This is a genomic window from Streptomyces coelicoflavus, from assembly GCF_045041415.1.
Lineage (GTDB): Bacteria > Actinomycetota > Actinomycetes > Streptomycetales > Streptomycetaceae > Streptomyces > Streptomyces coelicoflavus.
The window spans coordinates 5,751,013-5,770,671 of record NZ_CP108218.1; the positions used below are offsets into that span (position 1 = coordinate 5,751,013).

The window sequence follows — 19,659 nt, forward strand, 5'->3', positions numbered from 1 at the left end:
GCCAGGGCAACTACCCGCCGCCTCCCGTCAACTCCCTTGTCCCGCAGGCCCCCTGAGACTGCTCACAGCACTCGTCACTGCACTCTACGACGACACGAAGAGAGACGTGGATGAGCACAGGACCAGTCAGACGTGGGGCGACCCTCCTGTCGGCGGGGCTCGTGATCGCGCTGCTGCCGGCCGGGGCGGCGGTGGCACAGGAGCCGCCCCCGGACCCGGCGCACACCCGGGCCGCCGCTGCCCGCGACACCCCTCGCCCGGCCTCGGCGGCCGGCCCGGCGCGCACCGTCACCCTCGTCACCGGCGACCGGGTGACCGTCACCGACCTCGGCGGCGGCAAGCGGACGATCACGGTCGACCGGCCCGAGGGCGCCACGGGAGCCGTGCACACGCGCGACTCCGGCGGCCGGACCGTCGTCGTACCGGACGAGGCCCTGCCGTACCTGCGGGACGGCAGCCTCGACGAGCGGCTCTTCGACGTCGGTGAACTGCTGGAACAGGGGCTCGCCGACACCGAGACCGGCGAGCTGCCGCTGATCGTGACCTATGGCAGGGGCGCGCGGGCCGCCACCCCGAGGGGCGCCGAGCGGACCCGGTCGCTGCCCAGCGTGCGCGGGGCCGCCGTCGAGGCCGACAAGGGACGCGCGTTCTGGCGGGAGTTCACCCGCGGCGGCGCCGGCATCGACGGCGTCTGGCTCGACGGGCGGGTCACCACCGACATGGCCGAGTCCAACGCGCAGATCGGCACGCCCGAGGCCTGGCAGGCCGGGCTGACCGGCAAGGGCGTCACCGTGGCCGTGCTGGACAGCGGCGTGGACGCCGGGCACCCGGACCTCGCGGGGCGGATCGCCGAGAGCAAGAGCTTCATCCCCGGCGAGGAGGTCGCCGACCGCAACGGACACGGCACGCACGTCACCTCCACCGTGGGCGGCAGCGGAGCCGCCTCCGACGGCAAGGAGAAGGGCGTCGCGCCCGGCGCCACCCTGGCGGTCGGCAAGGTCCTCTCCGACGAGGGCTTCGGCAGCGAGTCCGAGATCATCGCCGGCATGGAGTGGGCCGCCCGGGACGTGGACGCCGACGTCGTCTCCATGAGCCTCGGCTCCACCGAGCCCAGCGACGGCACCGACCCCATGGCCGAGGCCGTCGACACCCTGTCCCGCGAGACCGGCGCCCTGTTCGTCATCGCGGCCGGCAACACCGGCGCCCCCTCCTCCATAGGCTCGCCCGGCGCGGCCGACGCCGCCCTCACCGTGGGCGCCGTCGACTCCGCGGACCGGGCCGCCTGGTTCACCAGCGCCGGGCCCCGCTACGGCGACCACGCCCTCAAGCCCGACCTGTCGGCCCCGGGCGTCGGCATCCTCGCCGCCCGCTCCCGGCTCACCGAGGGCAGCGGCGACTACACCAGCATGGACGGTACGTCGATGGCGACGCCGCACATCGCCGGCGTGGCCGCGCTGCTCGCCGAGGAGCACCCGGACTGGAGCGGCGCGCGACTCAAGGACGCGCTGATGTCCACGTCGAAGGAGCTGGACGCTCCCGCCTACCAGCTCGGCGCGGGACGGGTCAGCGTGCCGGATGCCGTCGGGGCCGACGTCACCGCCACCGGCAGCGCCGACCTCGGCTTCCACTCCTGGCCGTACGACGCCAACGAGCCGGTCACCAGGACCGTCACCTACACCAACTCCTCCGACACGGACGTCGAGCTGCACCTGTCCGTGCGGGGCGCCCCCGAGGGCGTCGCCACCCTCGCCGACACCTCCCTCGCCGTGCCCGCGCACGGCACCGCCGCCACCACCGTCACCGGAAACGGGGCGAAGGCGCCGGTCGGCAACACCAGTGGGCAGGTCGTGGCGGCCGACGGGAGCGGGAACACCCTCGCGCACACCGCGTTCGGGCTGGTCAAGGAGGACGAGCGGTACACGCTCACCGTGCATGTCAAGGACCGCTCCGGCGCCGCGACCCCGGCCGACCTGACCGTCCAGCGGCTCACCGAGGGCGTCGACCCCTTCCCCGCGCACGTCGGCGACTCGGGCACCCTGGAGCTGCGGCTGCCGCGCGGGACGTACAGCCTGGCGTCCTTCCTGGACGTGCGCGGCAGCCACGGCGCCGACTCGCTCGGCCTAGGCTTCCTCGCCGCCCCGGAGGTCGTCCTCGACCGGAACCACGAGATCACCCTGGACGGCCGCGAACTGCGCGAGATCGGCGCCGACGTCCGCCGGCGCACCGAGACCCGGCAGCTCCTGATGGAGTACGACCGCACCGCGAACGGCTCCGGCCTCTTCGGCGCCGTCCAGGTGCCGCTGACGTACGACAGCATCTTCGCCGCGCCGACGAAGAAGGTCACCGAGGGCGGCTTCGAGTACCGGACCGTGTGGCGGCTCGGCAAGCCGCTCCTCGAGGTGAAGGGGATCGGCGAGGCCGTCGTCCAGTCCGGCGGCACGCTGCTCGAGGGCCGCACCCGGCTGCCGCTGGTCGACGTGGGGGACGGGCCCTTCCCGGCGGACGTGCGCGGCAAGGCGGTCCTCGCCGAGCTCACCGAGGGGACCGAACCGGCGGCGCTCGCGCAGGCCGCGCAGGACGCGGGCGTCGAGGCGCTGTTCGTGACCGACGACGCCGCCGGCCGGCTGATGGCGTGGTGGGGCACGGCCGACAACGCCGACCGCCCGCTCCAGATCGCCACGGTCTCCGCGGCCGACGCCCGCCGGCTGCGCGGGGCCGGACGGGTCGACATGACCGGCACCCGCGACACGCCCTACGTGTACGACCTGTCCGAGGGCCACGAGGGCGCCGTGCCCGACCGGGACCTCACCTACCGGCCGGGCCACCGCGACCTCGCCGTGCTGCACACCAAGTACCACGGCGACGAACCGTCGAGCGGCGGCGAGTTCCGGTACTCGATCACCGACACCTTCCCGATCGGCCTGGGCTTCCGGGAGCGGATCGACTACCCCGTCGAGCGCACCGAGTACGTGTCCACCGGCCCCGGCCAGCTCTGGCACGAGACCGTGACCGGCGGAGCACTGGAGGAGCGCGGCGGACTGTCCCGCTACCGGGGCGGCTCCCGCGCGGAGCTGAACTGGTTCAAGCCGGTGTGGCACCCCTACCTCGGCACCGGGCTCGGCTGGGGACAGCAGCGCGCCGGGAACCAGCTCCAGTTCAACGCGCCCGGCTGGGGCGACTCGGGTCCCGACCACACCGGCTTCGGCGACGTGTGGAGCGAGGGCAGCGGCATGTCGCAGACCACGTCCGTGTACCTGGACGGCGAGCTGGTCGACCAGGGGACGGGTTCCGCCGCCTACGCGTGGGACATGCCCGCCGACGAGCACACGTACAAGCTCGTCACCGACACCGCGCTCGACGCGGAGCGGTGGCCGCTCGCGAGCGAGGGCCACGCGGAGTGGACCTTCCGCTCCGCGGCCACCCCGGACGACCGGTGGACCCACCTGCCGCTGATCAACCTCTCCTTCGACGTGGACACCGACCTCGCGGGGAAGGTGCGCGGCGGGAAGAAGCTGCGGATCGGGCTCGGCGCGGAGTACGTGGCGGGCGCCCCGGACACCGGCACGATCGGCGGCGGGAAGCTGGAGGTGTCCTACGACGAGGGGAAGACCTGGCAGCAGGTCCGGCTGCGCGGCGGTGACGGCGCGGCGTCCTGGCGGGGGACGGTGCGCGTGCCGCGCGACGCCGGGCACGTCTCGCTGCGGGCCTCCGCGCGCGACGACCGGGGCGGCTCGGTCACGCAGGAGATCGTGCGGGCGGTGGCCGTGCGGTAGCCCCCCGACCGGACCCGCACACGCGGACGGCGCCGCCTCCCTGGGACGGGGAGGCGGCGCCGCCTGGGTTCTCGGACCGTCAGACCAGCCAGCCGACGAAGTGGACGAGGCCGGCGAGGATGTCGGTGAGAAGGTTCATGATCGTGCAGCTCCTTGCGCTGTTCATGTGCGGGACCCGCCGGGACTCGCCGGGACCCACGGGGGACTACTGGGACATGTGCGTCGACTACGGTCTGCAGCCCGTCGCTCGCACACCGTAAGTATCGTTGGTCCCTTCAGTCACATACGCTCTTCAGAGCGACGATCACCTGTTCCAGGGAACAACTGCTCGCTTGTTCGGATCACGCCAAGTGCCGCCAAGTCCTGCGGGCGCAGGCGCAGTTGACCGGCCGTCGCCTCCACCTCCTCCGGCGGGCGCTTCAGGATCGCCGCCGCGTGCTCCGGCGCGATGACCGAGAAGTAGCTGTCCGGGGTGGCCCAGGTGGCGCCGGGCGCGGCCAGGGCCAGCGCCCCGCCCGAGCCGCCCTCGCCGATCACCAGCGTGGTGACCGGGGTGCGCACCGAGGCCACGGCGCCGAACAGGTCCGCGATCGCCGGGCCCGCCCCCTGCCGCTCCGCCGCCGCGTCGTTGGCCGCGCCCGGCGTGTCCACCAGGGTCAGCACCGGGATGCCGAGCCGGTCGGCTAGGTGGACCAGCCGGGTCGCGGTGCGGTACCCGGCGGGCCGGGTCGCCGCGCCCGTCTGGGCGGCGTACGCGACCGTGCGCCCCGCGTGCGTGCCGAAGCCGCACAGCATGCCCTCCGGGTCCCGGCCGCCGCAGCGGTCGCCGGACAGGGCGACGCGTTCGGTGAAGTAGGCGTCCAGGTACGCCCCGGCGCGCGGACGTCCGGCGGCGCGGGCCCGCCGAACCGCGTCCCAGCCGCTGACCGGCAGGTCCCGCGCGCCCAGCGGCTCCGGCACCGGCGCCGGATCCCCGGACGGCGCCGTCAGCAGCCGCAGCCACCGGCCCAGCGTCACGCGCAGCTCCCCGGGCGCCACGACCGCGTCCGCGCTGCCCGCCGCCACCTGCGCCTCGGCCGTGTACGCCGCCGGGTCGGCGTCCGGCGGCCGGACCCGAGACCCGGCGAAACCGACCTGGGCGCCGGGCAGGGCGAGGACCACGTCGGCGCCCGCGCCCAGCGTCGCCCAGCCGCCCCCGGTCGCCGGGTCCCGCACCACCGCGATCTGCGCCAGCCCGGCGGCACGGGTGAGCGCCGACTGCCGGGCCACCCGCTGGAGTTGGGTCAGCGCGAGCATCCCCTCCTGCATCCGGCTGCCGCCGGTCGCGACCAACGGCACCACGGGCAGCCGGTGTTCGCGCGCGTACGCGTACGCCGCCTCGAGACGGTCGCCGGTGCGGTGCCCCAGCGAGCCGCCGAGGAAGCCGAACTCGAAGGAGACGAACACGGCTCGGGTGCCCTCGACGCGGCCGGTGCCGCAGACGACGGACTCCGCCTCGCCGGTGCGCTCGGCGGCACGGGCCCGCGCGGCGTCGTAGCCGGGCCACCCGAGGGGGCCGTCGGGCGGCCACGGGCCGTCCGGGTGGGGGAGTTCGGCGAAGGAGGCGTCGTCGGTGACGAGGGCGAGGAACTCCCGGGCGCCCGGACGCTCAGCCATGGTCCAGCGCCCGCTTCATGATCTTCCCCATGTCGTTGCGGGGCAGCGCGTCCAGGTACCGGACGACGCGGGGCCGCTTGTGCGGGGCGAGCCGGCCCGCGACGTGGTCGGCCAGCGTCTCGAGGGCGGGCTGCGCGCCGGGGTCGGCCGGCACGATCCAGGCCACGATCCGCTCCCCGAGGTCCGGGTCGGGCTCGCCGGTGACGGCTGCCTCCCGTACCCCGGGGTGCTCCAGCAGCGCGTTCTCGATCTCCCCGGCGCCGATCTTGTAACCGCCGCTCTTGATCAGGTCGGTGGCCTTGCGGCCGACGATGCGGACATAGCCGTCGGGGTCGCGCACCGCCATGTCCCCGGTGCGGAAGAAACCGTCCTCCGTGAAGGCGGCGGCGGTGGCGTCGGGGCGGTTGAGGTACTCGGTGAACAGGTTCGGGCCGCGCACCTGGATCTCGCCGACGCTCTCCCCGTCCAGCGCCGCGATCGGCGTGCCGTCCTCCTCCACCAGCCGCAGCTCCACGCCGGGCAGCGGCAGGCCCACCGCCCCGGCGCGCGGCTCGCCGTCGGCGCGCACGCTGGTGTTCATCAGCGTCTCCGTCATGCCGTACCGCTCGATCACCCGGCGGCCGGTGGCGGCGGCGATGCGCTCGTGGTCGTGCACCGGCAGCGCGGCCGACCCCGAGACCAGCAGCCTCGCCCCGGCGAGGGCCTTCGCCAGCTCCGGGTCGCCGGGGAGCGTCTCGGCGATCCGGTGGTACATCGTCGGCACCCCGAACAGCATGGTCGCGCCGTCGTTCAGTTCCCGCGCCGCGCCCTCGGTGGAGAACCGGCCCAGGTGCCGCACGGATCCGCCGCGGCGCAGCGGGCCGAGGACGCCGAGGACCAGCCCGTGCACGTGGAACAGCGGCAGCCCCTGCACCAGCACGTCCTCACCGGTCCACTGCCACGCGTCCGCCAGCGCGTCCAGGGTCGTCGCGAGCGCCCGCCGGGGGATGACGGCGCCCTTGGGCGGTCCGGTGGTGCCGGAGGTGTAGACGACGAGCGCGGGGTCGCCGTCGGCGCAGCGGTCCTCGGGGACGGTGCCGCGGGCGTGCACGTCGACGTCGACGCGCTCCAGGGCGCCCAGGGCGGGCGGGAGTTCGGCGTCCGGGGGCGCCAGGACGAGGGAGGGCGCGCTGTCGGAGAGGATGTGCGCGAGCTCCTTGTCGCCGGACTTCGGGTTGAGGGGGACGGCGGCGACCCCGGCCAGCAGCGCCCCCACCACGGCGACGGCGGTCTCCATCGCCGGGGTGGCCCAGACGGCGACCCGGCCGGCGCCGCCGATCCGCCCGGCCGTGGCGCCCGCCGCGGCGGCGAGTTCCGCGTAGGTCAGTGAGCGCTCGCCGAACCGCAGCGCGGGCCGGTCGCCCGGAGCGCCGGTCGGGGCCGGGGAGAGGGCCGGGAAGAGAGAGGACACGCGTCGTACTCCTTAGCTGTTGCCCGAGAGCTGTCGTTCAAGGCTGCCGGATCGCGCCGGATCCGCGAGGTGGGTCTACCCGAAGCCGGGCACGACCAGTACGAGCCAGGCCAGCGCGGGCACGGCCGCGACCACGATCCCGCCGTAGATCATCAGCTGGCGGAAGAAGCGCTCCCGGTCCACGTCCGGGGCCGCGGCCAGCACCAGCGCGCCGTTGGTCGAGAAGGGGCTGACGTCCACCACCGTCGCCGACACCGCGAGCGCCGCGATCATGCCGACCGCCCCGATCTCGCCCTGCGCGAGGAACGGCACCGCCAGCGGGATCAGCGCGCCCATGATGCCCACGGAGGACGCGAACGCCGACACGATCGCGCCGATGTAGCAGAGCAGTACGGCGGCCAGCAGCGGGACGCCGATGCCGCCGACGCCCTCACCGGCCCAGGTGATGGTGCCCATCTCCTCGAGTACGCCGACGTAGGTGAGGACACCGCAGATCAGCAGCACCGTGGACCAGGCGATCTCGCCGACCGCGCGGCGGCTGTCGTCCGGCCAGGCGGTGCTCAGCACGACGGCGAGGGTGACCGCGGTCAGGCCCGCGTCCAGGTCGAAGCCGAGGACGGCCACGACCAGCGCGACCAGGGCGGCGAGGGTGGCGATGCGGGCGGGGGTGAGGCGGACGCCGGTGCCTTCGGTGCCGCCGGTCTCCCGGTCGGGGCGGACGGCCACGGCGGCGGGGGCGGTGCCGCCGGTACCGGCGCCCGCACCGGTACCGGTACCGGTGCGGGCGCCCGGGCCCGTGCCTGAGCCCGTGCCTGTGCCGGTGCCCGAGCCCGTGGCCTCCGTGCCGCCCGTGCCGAGGACACCGCCGTCCTCCGGCGTCACCGCCCCGCGCGCCCACAGCTTCCGCCCGCCGAGCAGCGCGAACAGCACGGCCGCGATGAGGAGGTTGGCGACGAGGGAGGCGAGGAACAGGCCGACCTCGCTGCCGGGGAGGTTCTCGCGCTCCACGATGCCGTTGACGATCGAGCCGTAGATGCTGATCGGCGAGAACCCGCCGGCCTGCGCGCCGTGCACCACCATCGTGCCCATCAGCAGCGGGCTGATCGAGTACCGGGTGGCGAAGCTCAGGGCGATCGGCGCGACGATCGCGACCGCGGCCGGGCTGACCGCGCCGATCGCGGTGAGCGCGCCGGTGAGCGCGAACATCACCCACGGGATCAGCGCGACCCGCCCCCGCACCAGCCGGACGGCCGCGTGCACCAGCCAGTCGGTGGTGCCGTTGGCCCGGGCGATGGCGAACAGGTAGGTGACGCCGACGAGGACGACGAACAGGTCGCCGGGGAACCCGGCGAAGATGCCGTCCGCGTCGAGGTCGGCGACGAGCGTGCCCACCCCGAACGCGGCGGCGAAGGCGAGTGCGCCCATGTTGACGGAGCGGGTGGTGGCGATGACGAACACCACGACGAGGACGAGGATCGAGATGAGTTCGGGGGACATGCGGGGGCTCCCGAGTGCTGACCTGACTGCCGATGGGGAGTGGCTGAGTGGCTGAGCCACTTGGAAGGGTGCGGTTGGCTGGTCAGCGTGGGCCCGGCGGGAGCCGGCGTCAAGGGGTCGCGCAACAATTGGCTCAGCCACTCGGCCACCGGGCCACCTCCTCGCCCGGTGCTACGCTCCCGGCGAGAGGGGGGACCTCACATGACCGACGCTCTGCGCCCCATGACCAAGCAGCGCCTGTACGAACAGGTGCTGGAGCGGCTGCGCCAGTACGTCGCCGACGGCGGCCTCCGGGCCGGCGACCGCCTTCCGCCCGAACGGGACCTCGCCCAGCGCCTCGGCGTCAGCCGCGCCTCGGTGAAGCAGGCGATCGTGGTCCTGGAGGTGCAGGGCCTGGTGGAGGCGCGGCACGGCGGCGGGACCTATCTGGTCCGGGACAGCCTCGACGTCGAACCGGTCGAGAAGATGGTCGAACGCCGCCGGCGCCTCCCGGACGTCCTGGAGGCCCGCGAGGCGCTGGAGACCAAGCTCGCCGAACTGGCCGCCGAGCGCCGCACGGAGGACGACCTCGCCGCGATGCGGGCCGCGCTGGACGTGATGGCCGAGGAGATCGACCGGGACGGGCACGGTGTCGAGGGCGACCGGCTGTTCCACGCGGCGGTGACGGCGGCGGCGCACAGCAGCCTGCTCGCCGAGTTCATGCGCTCCATCGCCCACCAGATCGCCGAGAGCCGCACCGAGTCCCTGCGCCAGCCCGGCCGCCCCGGCCGCTCCCTGGCCCAGCACCGGGCGATCCTGGACGCCGTGGCAGCCGGGGAGCCCCGGCAGGCCGCCGCCGCGATGCGCCGTCACGTCCGCACGGTCGCCAAGGTCCGGCTGCTGGACTGGGACCCCGAGGACGAGCGCTGACCCGGCCGGGTACGGCTCCGTCCCCGGCCCGCCGGTCCCGCCTCACCCGCCGACGGCCGTGCGCTGGAGCAGCCCCCAGGTGAACTCCGCGACCACCTCGTGCCGTACGCCGTCGCGGTCCGGGGCGGTGAAGGCCAGCCCCCACCGGGTCGGGGCCGAGCCCTGGAGCGGCCGGGCGGGGGCGAAGGCGCGGGCCGCCTCGTCGACCGTGCAGGACCAGGGCGTGAGGTCGTCCAGGGTGCGCAGCTCGGGCGCCGGAGCGCCGGGGGCGCGCACCAGCCACTCGTTCCAGACGACGCCCCTGTCCGCCACGAGCACCTCGAAGCGCAGGTCCGGCCACAGGGGCAGCGCCCACTGCCGGGCCTCGCACTCCAGGTCGCCGGTCCGGCGCGGCGCCACCGACACCGGCTCGCCGAGGACGGAGCGGTACCGAGTGGCGGCCGAGCGGGACCGGGGGGAGTGCAGCATCGCCTGCCAGCGCCTGTTGGCCTCGCGCATGTCCGCGACCGAGGCGCCCAGCTCGCGGCGGGCGTCCTCCACCGGGCCGGGGTTGTGGTCGGCCATGCGGCGCAGCAGGACCAGCTGGAAGTCGCGCGGGGTGAAGGGGCCTGCGGGCTGCTTTCCGGTCGGCATGGCAACCATCATCACCCGGCCATTGCCCAGGCAAACGCTATGTGAGTAGCCTGTGTTCGTTATTCCGACCGTCTGTTGAAATATCGAACACACCTAGGGAGGGGGCTGGACATGGGACGCCTCGTGCCGGCCGTGACCCGGGCTCTCGACATACTGGAGCTCTTCCTCGACGGGGACGGCACGCTCTCCGCCCCCGACATCGTGCGCCGGCTCCAGCTGCCGCGCACCACGGTGCACGAGCTGGTCACCACGCTCGCCGCCCGCAAGTACATCGTCCCGGTCGCCGGGCAGTCCGGACGGTACCGGCTCGGTGTGCGTCCGTACCAGCTCGGCGCCCGCTACGCCGAGCACCTCGACCTCGCCGCCGAGGGCCAGCAGGTCGCCCGGACCGTCGCCGAGACCTGCGACGAGACGGTGCACGTGGCGATCCTGGAGGACACCGACGTCATCTACATCGCCAAGGTCGACTCCACGCACGCGGTGCGCATGGTGTCGGCGGCCGGGCGCCGGCTGCCCGCGCACTGCACGTCGGTGGGCAAGATGCTGCTGGCCTCGCTGCCCGAGCCGGAGGTCGCGGCGCGCTTCCCGGACGGCGCCGAGCTGACCGCGATGACCCCGAACAGCATCACCGACCCGGCCGCCCTGCGCGAGGCCCTGGCCGCGATCCGCGAGCGCGGTACGGCGGTGGAGAGCCGGGAGTCGAACCCGGACGTGTCCTGCGTGGCCGCCCCGGTCCGCGACCGCACCGGCCGCGTCGTCGCCGCGCTGTCGATCTCCGTGCCCATGATCCGCTGGAGCGAGGAACGCCGGGCCGAGCTGGAGCAGCTGGCCGTCAAGGGTGCCGCCGACCTCTCCGAGCGGCTCGGTCACCGGAGCGCGGCATGACGGCGGCCGGCACGGCCTTCGAAGTGGCCGTCCACGAAGAGGCGTCCCTCGGCGAGGGCCCCACCTGGGACCCGGCGACGAACCGCCTCCTGTGGCTCGACATCCTGAACTCCCGGGTCCACACCTACGACCCGGCCACCGGCCGGCGCACGCTGCGCCGCACCGACCAGCACGTGGGCGCCGTCAAGCCCCGCGCGGGCGGCGGCCTGGTCCTCAACCTGCGGGACGGGATCGGCCTGCTCGACCCCGACGGCACCTTCCGCTGGCTGCACCGCGAGCCCGTCCCCGGCCGCCGCGGCAACGACGCCGCCGTCGCCCCCGACGGCAGCCTGTGGGCGGGCACCATGCGCTACGACGAGGCGCGCGGCGGGGGCACGCTGTCCCGGATCACCGGCGACGGCACCGCCGAGACCGTCCTCGACGACGTGACGGTGAGCAACGGCACCGGCTGGAGCCCCGACGGCACGCTCATGTACTACGTCGACACCCCGACCCGCCGCATCGACGTCTTCGACGTCGCGGGGGACGGCCGGGTCGCGAACCGCCGCCCCCTGGCCACCGTCGAGGAGGGCGCGGGCTTCCCCGACGGCCTGTGCGTCGACGCCGAGGGCTGTGTGTGGGTGGCCCTGTGGGACGGCGGCGGGGTACGCCGCTACACCCCGTCCGGCGACCTGGACCGGGTGCTCACCCTCCCCGTCCCCCGCGTCACGGCCTGCGCCTTCGGCGGCCCGGACCTCACCGACCTGTACCTCACCACCGCCCGCGTCGGCCTGTCGGCCCCGCACCCGCTGGCGGGCTCGCTGCTGGTGGTGCCGGGCGCCGGACGGGGGGTGGCGCAGCCCGCGTTCGCCGGATGAGCGGCGCGGGGCCGTTGCGGCGGGGCGCCGGGTGAGCGGCGCGGGCGGCGACCGCGCCCCCGCCGTGGCTCACGGCCGTCCCCCCGTCGTGGCTCGCGGCCGTCCCTCCGCCACGGCTCACGGCCGTCCCGTCACCCGCCCGTGCGGTCGAGCCCGGCGAGCACCTCGCGTTCGCCGGGGGTCAGCGGCGGGCCGGACAGGAGCGGGAGCGGGGGGCCGGCGAGGGCGGCCAGGAGTGCCGACGGGTGGAACATGCGGGTCGGCGGGGTGCGCATGCTGGTGACGTCCCAGAGCGCCGAGGCCGCCGCGAAGCTGCCGGTGGCCGCCCTCGTCATGCGCCGCGTGTACGCCGTCACCGCCCGGTCGGCGAGCCCCCGCCGTCCGCCGCCGCGCGTCTCGGGATAGAGGACGTCCTGCCCGACGGCCATCGCCCAGGCGGCGTCCACCGGGCGCGCCGCGCCCCGCAGCACCCGCCGGGCGAGGCCGGGCGCGTCGAGACCGCCGGCCCGCTCCAGCTCCCGGCCGAGTATCCGGGCGCCGAACGCGGCCACCGACATGCCCTGCCCGTAGGCCGGGTTGAAGGTGCCGAGCGCGTCGCCGAGGACCACGAGGCCCTCCGGCCAGTGGGGCGCCTTGTCCAGGTAGTGCCGCACATTGCTGGTGGACCGGCTCAGATGCACGTCGGTGAGCGGTTCGGCGCCGGAGATCAGCCGGCCGACGATCGGGTCCGGCAGGCCGAGCGTGTACCGCAGGAAGCCCTCGGGGTCGGCCGGCGGCTCACCGCCGCGCGTGCCGCCGCAGCTGACCAGCCAGCGGTCCCCCTCGACCGGCATGACCATGGCGCTCCGGCCCGGCCGGGAGACGTACGGGTCGGCGTGCACGATCGTCAGCGGGAACCGTTCGGCCCCGGCCGGCACCCGGTACACGCGCGAGGCGTTGACCAGCCCCGAGTCCACGGTCCGCGTCCGGACGCCGGACACTCCGAGCCCGTCCAGCCAGGTGACGACGCGCGTACCGCGTCCGCTCGCGTCGACGACCAGGTCGGCGTCGAGGTCCGCCTCCCCGTCCGGCCCCGAGATCAGCACCCCCCGGACCCGGCCCGCGGACCCCGTCAGCCCGGCCGCGGCCGCCCGGCGCACCTCGACCGCCGGGTGTTCGAGCACCGCGGCCCGTACCGTCCAGTCCACCAGCGCCCGGGTGCAGGTGAGCATCATGGGACCTTCGCGCCGCCAGCGGCGCAACCAGCCCTCGGGAGTGCGGGCCAGCATGCCCGAGCTGAGGGACACCTCGTGCGCCCCGGCCGCGAGCAGCCGCTTGCGCAGGCTCACGCCGGGCACGATCTCCTCCATCGCGGTCAGCCCGCCGCTCATCAGCAGGTGCGCGTGTCGCCCCTGGGGCAGCCCCCGGCGCTGCCGGGGCCCGTCGGGCAGCTCGTCGCGGTCCAGTACCACGACCTCCTCCACGCCCGCGTCGGCCAGTACGGCCGCGGTCAGCATCCCGGCCAGTCCGGCACCGACGACGACGGCTCTACGCGACATGGGGCTCCTCGGGTTCGGTCAGGGTTCCGGTCAGGGAGGACGGGCTCGTGCCGCCGGGCGCGGTGGCCCGGCCGGGCGGGTGGTGCAGTGCCTGGGACAGTTCCACCAGCCCGCTCGGGCCGGGCACCTCGGTGGCGTGCAGCCGGTAGGAACCGGAGGCGTCGGGCGCCTCCTCGTGGGCGGCCGCCCGGCGCGCCGCGTCCGCGAGCATCGCCGCCTCCGCCGCCAGCCGGGCCTCGTGGGCGGAGCGGCCCGCGCGCAGGGCGGCGTCCCGAGTCCGCTCACGGACCCGGTGGTCGAAGTACGGGGCCAGGGCGAGCAGGGCGTCGTGGATCGAGACCTCGCGCCACTGGAGCCGGGCCCGGGGGAGCTGCCACCAGGCGGCCGGAGGCTTGGGGGCGGTGGACACCGACTTCACCAGGGCCCACAGCGGACCCAGCCGGCGGTAGTCGTCCAGCCCCCGCCGGTGCGCGAGCACGGACGGCAGCAGCCTGGGCAGCGCGAACCCCACGGAACACACCAGCGCGGCCAGCGACGCCATCGGCGGGGCCACGCTGGTGGACAGGAAGTCGAGGTCGTGCCCCGTCCACCGCGCCACCACGGCCGTGTACTTGGTGAGCTGGAAGCCCACCAGGTCCAGCAGCCCGCCCAGCACGATGAGCCGCAGCCCGACCCGCAGCAGACCGCCCACCTCGCGGCTCCACTTGACGCACACGGCGCACATCACCAGCATCGCCGCGCTGTGCCCGAGCAGGTACAGCAGGATCATCTCCCGCATGAACGGGGTACCGGCGTAGTACGTGTCGAGGTCGGTCAGCCGCTCGGTGTCCGCGTCGGCGAGCAGGAACAGCACGACGACGGCGGCCACCAGCAGACCGTAGGCGGCCATGCTGCGCAGCACCGCGCGCCGCACCACCGGCCGGGGCCCGCCCCGCCAGTTGATCAGCAGCACCAGCACCGCGCAGCTGTACGCGGAGAGCATGCCGTAGGTCAGCGGGGCCCCGAAGTTGGCGACGCCGGTGAGTTCGTTGACGGTGCCGAGGGTGGCCGGGGCGGCGCACACGAAGACCAGGGCACCGAGGACGATCGCCACGCAGGTGGACAGGGTCAGCGGATTGCGGATGGCGGTGCGCGGGCGGCGGAACAGCAGCACGGACGTCATGCCGAACACCAGTGCCGCCAGGTAGACGACGAGACTCACGTCCGACCACTCCTCTCGTGCGGGCCTTCTCCGTCGCGGCCGTGCCGCTCGCCGCCGCGGCCGCCCGCGACAACGGCCGAGACCCCGCGGCCCGTCATACGGTGCCCGCCGGGGCCCGGCCGCTCGGCACGGCGGGGGCGCCCGGTACCCGCACGGTGCCGGCGAGCACGTCGGCGATCCGCGCCAGCATGGCCGGGTCCGGTGACGCCGCCGGGGGCGGGACGGTGCCGGCGGCCGTCGGGGACGCCCGTCCGGGGCCGGCCTCGTGCCGCAGCGCGTCGGTGATCACCGCCGCCCAGGCCCTGGCGCCGGCCAGTTCCGGGTCCCCCGTCGCCGCCAGCGCGTCGGCGCGGGTCCGGTCGTACAGGTCCCGGTCGCCGTACGCGTCCAGGTGCCCGAGCGCGTTGTGGATGCTCGTCCGGCGCCACATCAGGAGGGTGGCGGGCGAGGCGAAGCGGGGGCGCGGCAGGCGCAGCGCCCGGCGGACCAGCAGGTCGTCCAGGGCCCGCTCCAACGGCTCGAGCCGGACGTACGCGCGGCACGCGCGCCGCCACTCGCCCACCCACGACGCCGCCAGCGGCACCAGCACCCCGACGACCACCAGCAGGGCGCCCAGGCCGGCCGCGGCCGGGGAGACGGTGGTGCCGAGCGCCGACCAGTCGTGCCCGGACCAGCGGGCGCCCACCGCGACGAGCTTGACGACGCTGTAACCGGCGCCGCACAGCGAACCGACCCCGAGCAGCAGCAGCCCGGCCCGCAGCCCGCCGCGCACCTGCCGGGCCCAGCGCAGCGCGGAGACCGTCGTGACGGACACCGCGGTCAGGTGCGCGACCAGGTACAGCACGATCATCTCGGCGATGAACGGGGTCGTCGCGTAGTACGTGTCCAGATCGGTGCGGCGCTCCACGGGCGCGTCGCCGAGGGCGAAGGTCACCCCGATGCCGAGGACCACGGCGGCGTAGGCGAGCGTCCACCGCCGGGCGGTGCTCCGCACCCGGGGGCCGCCGCGCCAGTGGACGACGAGGACCTGGGAGGCGGCGCAGTACCCGGTGATCGCCGCGTAGGTGAGCGGCGCCGCGAGGTTGGACACGCCGCTCAGCCGGTTGACGGCTCCGACGGTCGGCGGCGCCCCGAGCAGGAAACAGAGCCCGGCCAGTCCCAGTACCGCGCAGATGGCCCGCAGATACGGATCGTGCCGGTGCCGCAGCAGGTCGGGGGCCTTCACCGCGAGACCGAGCCAGAGCGCCGCGCAACTCAGGTAGTTGATCACACTGTTCATCCGGCCGTCCCGCGGTAGTTGAGCGCGGCGCCGATGCGTCCCGCGAGGCTCTGGGGACTGGCCGGGTCGCCGCCCTCCGCGGCGAACACCGAGTCGGTGGAGGCGTCCAGCCAGGGGCGCAGCCGGCTGCCCATCAGCATGCCGAAGCGGTCCGCCTCCTGCTCCTCGGCCAGGGAGAAGTCGGTGCGCGCGGCCACCGGCCGGGTCCGGACTCCGGTCCGCGCGTCCGCGTCCGCCCCCGCCCTTCCCGCCGCCTCGGCCTCGGCCCGACGGCGGCTCATGTGCCAGACCTCGTGGCAGAGGATGACGATCTGGTGCCAGACGGCCGCGCGTTCGTCCACCACCACGTCGTCGTGGCTCTCGCGCTCCAGCCACAGTCCGCTCGCGGTGTGCGGCGGGAACGCCGCCCGGTGCACGACCACCTCCCGGCCCCGCCACGCACTGACGGAGGCGACGAGCGCGTCGAACAGCACTTCGGGATCGGCCGGCACGGCCACCCGGATGGGGTCGGTGAGGGCGTCAGCGAGACGCCGCATCTCCTTCCTGGTACGCACCGCTGTCTCCTCGTCCCCCCGGCCGTCCTCCGGTCACCCCAGCAATATGCCAAGACCCGGGCCCTGTGGGCCAGTTCCGCGGCAGGTCCCGGGCCGTCTCTCCGCTCTCCGGGAAACTCCTGCCCGCGATCCTGCCCAGGCCATTGACGGGAAAGCGCTTCCCACCTACGTTTCCCGTTCGAAGTTACGAGCGACATCCGAGATATCGAACGTCAACCATCGAACGGCGAACGACGACAGATGGGGCAGGGCATGGGACGACCTGGCCTGAATCGCAGGCACTTTCTGGCCGCGGCCGGCGGTCTGACGGTCGCGGGCAGCTTCGGCTTCGCGGGACTCGGCACCGGCGCCGACGCGCTCGCCTCCGGCGCGGACACCCGGGTGAGCTACTGGAACCTCTTCAGCGGCGGCGACGGCTACAACATGATCGCGATGCTGGACTCCTTCCGCAGGGACAACCCCGGCATCGACGTGGAGGACTCCACCCTCCAGTGGGGCAGCCCCTTCTACACCAAGCTCGCCATGGCCGCGGCCGGCAACCGCGCCCCCGACCTCGGCGTCATGCACCTCGGCCGCGTCACCGGCTTCTCGCCCGGCCGCCTCCTCGACCCCTGGGACCCCGCCCTGCTCACCAAGTACGGCGTGCGCGAGGAGGACTTCAACCCCGAGCTGTGGAAGCGCGCCGTCGTCGACGGCAAGCTCTACGCCCTCCCGCTCGACATCCACGTCCAGCTCTGCTTCTACCGCAAGGACGTGCTGAAGAAGGCGGGCCTGCTCGGCGAGGACGGCCGGATCGTGCCGGTCACCTCGACCGAAGAGTGGTTCGACGTGCTCAAGGAGGCCAGGAAGGCCACCGCGAAGGGGCTCCAGACCATCGGTCTGTGGCACAGCGACCAGAACTTCCAGTGGTGGTTCTTCGTCGCCTTCTACACCCAGCTCGGCGGCACCTGGTTCAACGACGCCAGGACCGACGTCACCTTCGACACCGACAAGGCCGTCCAGGTCCTGGAGTTCCTGCGCAAGCACGTCGCCGACGGCTACGCCGACCCCTCCTTCGGCGGCAACGCGGGCGCCGAACAGTTCGTCAACGGGGCCCCCTTCGCCTGGGAGGGCAACTGGTCCGTGCCGGTCTTCGACGCCGCGAAGCTCGACTACGGCGCCACCCCGCTGCCGCCCGTCTTCGGCAGGCGGGCCACGCACGCCGAGTCCCACTCCTTCGTCCTGCCGCACCAGGCCGGCCGCGGCGGCGCCACCAACGAGGGCGCGCACCGGCTCGCCGCCTACGTCGTCCAGCACGCCCGGCAGTGGGCGGCCGGCGGCCACATCCCCGCCCACACACCGACCCTGTCCACGGCCGCGTACCAGAAGCTGCAACCGCAGAACGAGTACGTGTCGGCCATGGACCACCAGGCCACCGAGCCCAAGGTGTGGTTCGCCGGGTCCACCGGCATCCTCGCCCAGCGCGTCGGCCCGGTCGTCGTCTCCTCGACCACGGGCTCCGCGAAGCCCGGGACCGCCGCCCGCCGGATGAAGAGCACGCTCGCCGAACTGCTCGCCATGAAGAACCCGATGGACGGCCGCACCGCCGCGCAGGGAGGTGCCACCGCATGACCGCCACCAGCGCCGAGACGATCGTCCGCCCGACGCGCGCGAGGACCGCCGCCGACAGCGCCGGCGTCCGCCGCCGGCAGGGCTTCCAGCACGGCGGCTGGTTCGTCGCCCCGTTCCTCGCCCTCTTCGCGCTCTTCGTGGTCTGGCCACTGCTGCGCGGCCTCTACCTCAGCTTCACCGACGCCAACATCTCCGGCGACAGCGCGCACTTCGTCGGCCTCGACAACTACCGCGAGGCCCTCAAAGACCCCCTGATGTGGGACGCGCTCGGCCACAGCGCGTACTTCACGCTGCTCGTCGTGCCCTGCATCACCGTCCTCGCCCTCCTCCTCGCGATGCTGGCCCACCACATCGAGCGCGGCAAGTGGCTGTGGCGGCTCTGCTTCTTCCTGCCGTTCCTGCTGCCGTCCACCGTCGCCGCCAACCTGTGGCAGTGGCTGTTCAACCCCGGCACCGGCATGATCAACCACGTCTTCGGCCTCGACACGCCCTGGCTGACCGACAAGTCGTACGCCATGCTCGCGGTCGTCATCACCACCCTGTGGTGGACCGTCGGCTTCAGCTTCCTGCTCTACCTCGCCGCGCTCCAGGGCATCCCCGCCCACCTCTACGAGGCCGCCAAGCTGGACGGCGCGAACGCCTGGCACCGCATCCTGCACATCACGCTGCCGATGCTGCGCAACATCACCGGCCTCGTCGTCGCCCTGCAGATACTCGCCTCGCTCCAGGTCTTCGACCAGGCCGTCGTCATGCAGGACTTCGGGCCCGGTCCGGAGAACTCGACGCGCACCTTCGTGCAGTACACGCTCGAACAGGGCTTCACCAGCTACCGCGTGGGCTACGCCTCCGCGATCTCCATCATCTTCTTCGTGCTCATCGCGGCCGTCGCCCTCGCCCGGATGTGGCTGCTGCGCAACCGTGAGGAGGGCGGCCGATGACCACCGCCGCACCGCCGGTCCGCACCCGCCCCCGCCGGGGATGGACCCCCGGCCAGATCGTGCTCACCCTGCTCGGCGCCGCCGTCTCCGCCCTCTTCCTCGCCCCGCTCGCCTGGGCGCTGTTCACCTCGCTCAAGTCGGAGACCGAGGCGGTCGAGGTGCCCACGCACTGGCTGCCGCACGACTGGACCGGCCAGGCCTGGACGGCCCTCTTCGAGACCGGCAACATCACCAACTGGTTCGTCAACTCGCTGGTCGTGTCCGTGTGCGTGACCACGATCGTGCTGCTGGTCGCCGCACTCGCCGGATACGGCTTCGCGCGCACCGAGTTCCGCGGCAAGGGCGTCCTGATGGGCGTGGTGATGGCGGGCCTCATGGTCTCGCCGGCCGTGCTCGGCGTCCCGCTGTTCACCACCGTCCAGCAGATGGGGATGGTCGACACCTACTGGGGCATGATCCTGCCGCAGTGCGCGCCCGCCGCGATGGTCTACATCCTCTACAAGTTCTTCCAGGGCATCCCGCGCGAGCTGGAGGAGGCCGCCTTCATCGACGGCGCGGGCCGCTGGCGCGTCTTCTTCACGATCATCGTGCCGCTGTCCCGCCCCTCGCTCGCGGCGGTCGGCATCTTCACCTTCATCAGCTCCTGGAACAACTTCCTGTGGCCCTACATGGTCACCAACAACCCGGACCTGATGACCATGCCCAACGGCATCGCGACCGTCATGAACTCCTACGGCATCCAGTGGGCCCAGCTCATGGCCGGCGGCCTGATGGCCGGCCTGCCGCTCATCGTCGTCTTCGTCTTCTTCCAGCGCCAGATCGTGGCGGGCGTCGCCCACACGGGCCTGGCCGGCCAGTAGCCCTCGCACTCCGTCCCG

The 19,659-nt window shown here is 74.1% G+C and carries 15 protein-coding genes; 7 read left to right on the forward strand and 8 right to left on the reverse strand.

What is annotated here, in order from left to right; all coding sequences use genetic code 11:
- Positions 1 to 110 precede the first annotated feature (110 nt).
- Positions 111 to 3,773, forward strand: a complete 3,663-nt coding sequence (locus tag OHA99_RS25595) for a S8 family serine peptidase (RefSeq protein WP_405698021.1) — start codon at positions 111 to 113, stop codon at positions 3,771 to 3,773.
- Between the two features lie 279 nt (positions 3,774 to 4,052).
- Here OHA99_RS25595 and OHA99_RS25600 read toward each other — a convergent pair whose 3' ends face one another.
- The 3 genes from OHA99_RS25600 to OHA99_RS25610 all read right to left on the reverse strand — a co-directional run bounded on the left by OHA99_RS25600 (position 4,053) and on the right by OHA99_RS25610 (position 8,376).
- Entirely contained in the window at positions 4,053 to 5,429 is a 1,377-nt protein-coding gene (locus tag OHA99_RS25600; RefSeq protein ID WP_405698023.1) for a carboxyl transferase domain-containing protein, read from the reverse strand.
- Positions 5,422 to 6,879 (reverse strand): acyl-CoA synthetase, encoded by a 1,458-nt coding sequence (locus tag OHA99_RS25605; RefSeq protein WP_153179995.1) that lies wholly within the window; start codon positions 6,877 to 6,879, stop codon positions 5,422 to 5,424. The genes OHA99_RS25600 and OHA99_RS25605 overlap by 8 nt, the downstream gene beginning before the upstream one ends.
- Before the next feature lie 75 nt (positions 6,880 to 6,954).
- Complete coding sequence (locus tag OHA99_RS25610) at positions 6,955 to 8,376, reverse strand: SLC13 family permease (protein WP_405698025.1); 1,422 nt, start codon at positions 8,374 to 8,376, stop codon at positions 6,955 to 6,957.
- Positions 8,377 to 8,577: 201 nt separating this feature from the next.
- Here OHA99_RS25610 and OHA99_RS25615 point away from each other — a divergent pair, with 201 nt between their 5' ends.
- Positions 8,578 to 9,285 (forward strand): FadR/GntR family transcriptional regulator, encoded by a 708-nt coding sequence (locus OHA99_RS25615; protein WP_153179997.1) that lies wholly within the window; start codon positions 8,578 to 8,580, stop codon positions 9,283 to 9,285.
- 42 nt (positions 9,286 to 9,327) lie between these two features.
- Here OHA99_RS25615 and OHA99_RS25620 read toward each other — a convergent pair whose 3' ends face one another.
- Positions 9,328 to 9,930, reverse strand: a complete 603-nt coding sequence (locus OHA99_RS25620) for a hypothetical protein (RefSeq protein ID WP_405699003.1) — start codon at positions 9,928 to 9,930, stop codon at positions 9,328 to 9,330.
- Between the two features lie 99 nt (positions 9,931 to 10,029).
- Here OHA99_RS25620 and OHA99_RS25625 point away from each other — a divergent pair, with 99 nt between their 5' ends.
- Positions 10,030 to 10,803, forward strand: a complete 774-nt coding sequence (locus tag OHA99_RS25625) for an IclR family transcriptional regulator (RefSeq protein ID WP_007449320.1) — start codon at positions 10,030 to 10,032, stop codon at positions 10,801 to 10,803.
- A complete protein-coding gene (locus OHA99_RS25630) occupies positions 10,800 to 11,660 on the forward strand; it encodes an SMP-30/gluconolactonase/LRE family protein (RefSeq protein WP_366471933.1) in 861 nt (286 codons plus the stop codon). Before OHA99_RS25625 ends, OHA99_RS25630 begins: the two co-directional genes overlap by 4 nt.
- A gap of 131 nt (positions 11,661 to 11,791) precedes the next feature.
- Here OHA99_RS25630 and OHA99_RS25635 read toward each other — a convergent pair whose 3' ends face one another.
- The 4 genes from OHA99_RS25635 to OHA99_RS25650 all read right to left on the reverse strand — a co-directional run bounded on the left by OHA99_RS25635 (position 11,792) and on the right by OHA99_RS25650 (position 16,232).
- The gene (locus tag OHA99_RS25635; RefSeq protein WP_405698027.1) at positions 11,792 to 13,198 is read right to left on the reverse strand and encodes an FAD-dependent oxidoreductase; all 1,407 of its coding nucleotides are present in this window, start codon (positions 13,196 to 13,198) and stop codon (positions 11,792 to 11,794) included.
- Positions 13,188 to 14,399: an MAB_1171c family putative transporter gene (locus OHA99_RS25640; RefSeq protein ID WP_366471935.1), complete on the reverse strand. Its 1,212-nt coding sequence runs from the start codon at positions 14,397 to 14,399 to the stop codon at positions 13,188 to 13,190. The genes OHA99_RS25635 and OHA99_RS25640 overlap by 11 nt, the downstream gene beginning before the upstream one ends.
- Positions 14,400 to 14,493: 94 nt before the next feature.
- Positions 14,494 to 15,678 carry an MAB_1171c family putative transporter gene (locus OHA99_RS25645; protein WP_153180001.1) on the reverse strand — a complete coding sequence of 395 codons (1,185 nt, stop codon included), beginning with the start codon at positions 15,676 to 15,678 and terminating at the stop codon, positions 14,494 to 14,496.
- A complete protein-coding gene (locus OHA99_RS25650; protein ID WP_153180002.1) occupies positions 15,675 to 16,232 on the reverse strand; it encodes a toxin in 558 nt (185 codons plus the stop codon). The genes OHA99_RS25645 and OHA99_RS25650 overlap by 4 nt, the downstream gene beginning before the upstream one ends.
- A gap of 252 nt (positions 16,233 to 16,484) precedes the next feature.
- Here OHA99_RS25650 and OHA99_RS25655 point away from each other — a divergent pair, with 252 nt between their 5' ends.
- The 3 genes from OHA99_RS25655 to OHA99_RS25665 are packed head-to-tail and all read left to right on the forward strand — an operon-like array spanning position 16,485 to position 19,641.
- The gene (locus OHA99_RS25655) at positions 16,485 to 17,843 is read left to right on the forward strand and encodes an extracellular solute-binding protein (RefSeq protein ID WP_381501472.1); all 1,359 of its coding nucleotides are present in this window, start codon (positions 16,485 to 16,487) and stop codon (positions 17,841 to 17,843) included.
- On the forward strand, positions 17,840 to 18,781 hold the full coding sequence (locus OHA99_RS25660; protein WP_153180004.1) for a carbohydrate ABC transporter permease: 942 nt from the start codon (positions 17,840 to 17,842) through the stop codon (positions 18,779 to 18,781). The genes OHA99_RS25655 and OHA99_RS25660 overlap by 4 nt, the downstream gene beginning before the upstream one ends.
- On the forward strand, positions 18,778 to 19,641 hold the full coding sequence (locus OHA99_RS25665) for a carbohydrate ABC transporter permease (RefSeq protein ID WP_153180005.1): 864 nt from the start codon (positions 18,778 to 18,780) through the stop codon (positions 19,639 to 19,641). The genes OHA99_RS25660 and OHA99_RS25665 overlap by 4 nt, the downstream gene beginning before the upstream one ends.
- Positions 19,642 to 19,659: the final 18 nt, after the last annotated feature.